This is a genomic window from Rhodococcus sp. CX (assembly GCF_015865005.1).
GTDB lineage: Bacteria > Actinomycetota > Actinomycetes > Mycobacteriales > Mycobacteriaceae > Rhodococcus.
Window position 1 is genome coordinate 34,694 of sequence record NZ_JADZGH010000265.1, and the last position, 3,081, is coordinate 37,774.

A 3,081-nucleotide genomic window follows, 5' to 3' on the forward strand; every position below is an offset into this window, starting at 1 on the left:
TGGCGGCAGATGGACACGACACTCGCCGCCGCACCGCTCGGCTCCCCCACCCGGGTGCTCATGCTCGGACGGCCGGGTGGACCGGAGTTCCGGCCCTCCGAGGTGGCCCGGCTCGGCTACCTCGCCGGCATCATCGGCACCGTTCTGGGGTGACGCCGGGCGAACCGGGTCAGACCAGTTCGCGCACCATCGCGGTCAGTTCGACGCCGGGCACCGGCACCCAGTTGCGCTCGGCGACCGGGACGAATCCGTTGCGGTCGTAGATGCGGCGGGCGTCGACCATGGCCGGTTCGGTCGAGATCACCACGGCGCGGTCCCCGCGCTCGTACGCGGTGTCGAGGGCGTGCCGGACGAGGGCCGATCCGACCCCGCGGCGTCGCGCGGCCGGTGCGACCGCGAGCATCCGCAGTTCGAGTTCGTCCTCTTCCGCGATGTCCGCGAGGCGCGACTTCGGTTCGGCCAGGGTCAGCGAACCGACGATCTCGCCGTCCGCGACCGCGACGACGACCTCGCCCTGAGCGTTGCGGGTCGCCGTGTCGCGCAGCCGTGCCACGTACGGATCGTCGGGTTCGACGAAGCCGCCGCCGACGTACACGTCGACGGTGAGGTCGCCGACGGTCTCGTACTCGTCCGGGCTCACACGCCTGATTTCGATCATTTGTGCACTATGACAGCCGATCCCGCGGCCACCCAAAACGCCGGAACGCGATCCTCACCACACTCGGTCGTCGTCGGTGTCCTCGCCCGTGCCCGTCACCGCGTCCGGACCGAACTCGAGCAGTTTCCGGAACCCGGCCTCGTCGAGGATCGGAACGCCCAGCTCGGCAGCCTTGTCGGCCTTCGATCCGGGGGCGTCGCCGATCACGACGAAGGCGGTCTTCTTCGACACCGAGCCGGCGGCCTTCCCGCCCCGCAGCAGGATGGCCTCCTTCGCCTGGTCACGGGAGAACCCTTCGAGGCTGCCGGTGACGACGATCGACAGTCCCTCGAGAGTCCGCTCGATCGAATGGTCGCGTTCGTCCTCCATGCGGACACCGGCGGCCGCCCACTTGTCGACGATCTCGCGGTGCCAGTCCACCTTGAACCACTCGTCGACCGACGCGGCGATGGTCGGTCCGACCCCCTCGACGGCAGCGAGTTCTTCCACCGACGCGTTCCGGATCCGTTCGAGGCTGCCGAATTCGGTGGCCAGCGCCCGCGCCGCGGTGGGTCCGACGTGCCGGATGGACAGTGCGACGAGGACGCGCCACAGCGGCTTGTCCTTCGCGCGTTCGAGATTCTCCAGCAGCCGCTCACCGTTCTTCGACAGTGCGCCCTTGGTGGTACGGAAGATCGACGTGGTCATCAGGTCCTCGGCGGTGAGCGCGAACAGATCGCCCTCGTTGCCGATCGCACCGGAGTTGATCAGAGCCGTCGACGCCTCGTAGCCGAGCGCCTCGATGTCGAACGCGCCGCGCCCGGCCACATGGAAGACGCGTTCGCGCAACTGCGCCGGACAGAACTGCTGATTCGGGCACCGCAGATCGACGTCGGATTCCTTCGCCGGCGCGAGAGGCGTTCCGCACTCGGGACATTCGGTGGGCATCACGAATTCGCGCTCGGTGCCGTCGCGCAGGTCGACGACCGGACCGAGCACTTCCGGAATCACGTCACCCGCCTTGCGCAGCACCACGGTGTCACCGATGAGCACACCCTTGCGGGCCACCTCGGACGCGTTGTGCAGCGTCGCCAGCGACACCGTCGATCCCGCGACCGTCACCGGTTCCATGTACGCGAACGGGGTGACGCGGCCGGTGCGGCCTACGCTGACGCGGATGTCGAGGAGTTTGGTGGTGACCTCTTCGGGCGGGTACTTGTAGGCGATCGCCCAGCGGGGCGCGCGGGAGGTCGCGCCGAGGCGCCGTTGCAGCGACATCTCGTCGACCTTGACGACGAGACCGTCGATCTCGTGCTCGACGTCGTGCCGGTGCTCGCCCCAGTACTTCATCCGCTCGACGACCGCGTCGGCGCCCTGCACGCGGAGGGTGTGCGGGGAGACCGGCAGACCCCACGCCGCGAGCGCGGTGTACGCCTCGGACTGGGTGGTCGGTTCGAAGCCTTCGAGGCGCCCGAACCCGTGGCAGATCATCCCGAGCCGCCGCTTGGCGGTGACCGCGGGGTTCTTCTGCCGCAGCGAGCCCGCGGCGGAGTTGCGCGGATTCGCGAACGGCGCCTTGCCTTCCGCGACGAGGCTCGCGTTGAGTGCCTGGAAGTCCTCGAGGCGGAAGAACACCTCGCCGCGCACCTCGAGCACGCTCGGGACCGGGAAATCGTCGGTGCCCGTGATCCGTTCCGGGATGTCGTCGATGGTCAGCGCGTTGAGCGTGACCTCTTCCCCGGTTCGGCCGTCGCCGCGGGTCGCCGCGCGCACGAGTTTGCCGTTCTCGTACACGAGGTTCAGGGCGACGCCGTCGATCTTGACCTCGCAGAGGTAGTGCAGGTTGCTGCCGGCCTCGGACTCGACACGGGCGAGCCAGCCGCGCAATTCGTCCTCGGTGAAGACGTTGTCGAGGCTGAGCATCCGCTCGAGATGGTCGACGGCGGTGAAGTCGGTCGCGAAGCCGCCGCCGACGAGCTGGGTCGGTGAATCCGGCGTGCGCAGCTCCGAGTACTGCTCCTCGAGCGCGTTCAGTTCGCCGAGCAGCTGGTCGAACGCGCCGTCGGAGATGATCGGGGCGTCGCGCACGTAGTAGCGGAACTGGTGCTCGCGCACTTCCTCGGCGAGCTGTTGCCAGCGCTCGCGGGCCTCGGGAGGTGCGGTGACGGCTGCGCTCGTCGATTCACCCTCTGCGCTCGTCGCTTCACCCACAGCGTCCGTCGATTCACTCACAGCCCGCAAGCCTAGTCGAGGTCGCCGACAGTTCCCGGTCGCACGGCCCGGGCGATCAGAGGGATTCCGGGTCCTCGGTGAACGCCGCGGCCACGTCGCGGGTCAGGCGCAGCGCGGTGCGCGCCCACTCCGGGTCGGCCCCGGCCAGCCCGCAGGCGGGGGTCACCGCGACCGAGCGCAGGGCCGCTCGGGGGAAGCCGAGCCGGTCGATC

The 3,081-nt window shown here is 69.4% G+C and carries 2 protein-coding genes and 2 pseudogenes; 1 reads left to right on the forward strand and 3 read right to left on the reverse strand.

The genetic code is table 11. The annotated features are described in order from the left end of the window. Positions 1 to 153 (forward strand): annotated as a pseudogene (locus I0Q12_RS34330) (amino acid-binding protein); the annotation flags it as partial. Between the two features lie 16 nt (positions 154 to 169). Here the strand turns inward: I0Q12_RS34330 and I0Q12_RS29755 are convergent. The 3 genes and pseudogenes from I0Q12_RS29755 to I0Q12_RS29765 all read right to left on the reverse strand — a co-directional run. Then, positions 170 to 658 carry a GNAT family N-acetyltransferase gene (locus tag I0Q12_RS29755; RefSeq protein WP_197257373.1) on the reverse strand — a complete coding sequence of 163 codons (489 nt, stop codon included), beginning with the start codon at positions 656 to 658 and terminating at the stop codon, positions 170 to 172. A 54-nt stretch (positions 659 to 712) separates the two neighbouring features. Then, positions 713 to 2,848: an NAD-dependent DNA ligase LigA gene (gene ligA, locus I0Q12_RS29760; RefSeq protein ID WP_197257381.1), complete on the reverse strand. Its 2,136-nt coding sequence runs from the start codon at positions 2,846 to 2,848 to the stop codon at positions 713 to 715. Positions 2,849 to 2,924: 76 nt separating this feature from the next. Beyond that, positions 2,925 to 3,081: pseudogene (locus tag I0Q12_RS29765) on the reverse strand (methionine synthase); the annotation flags it as partial.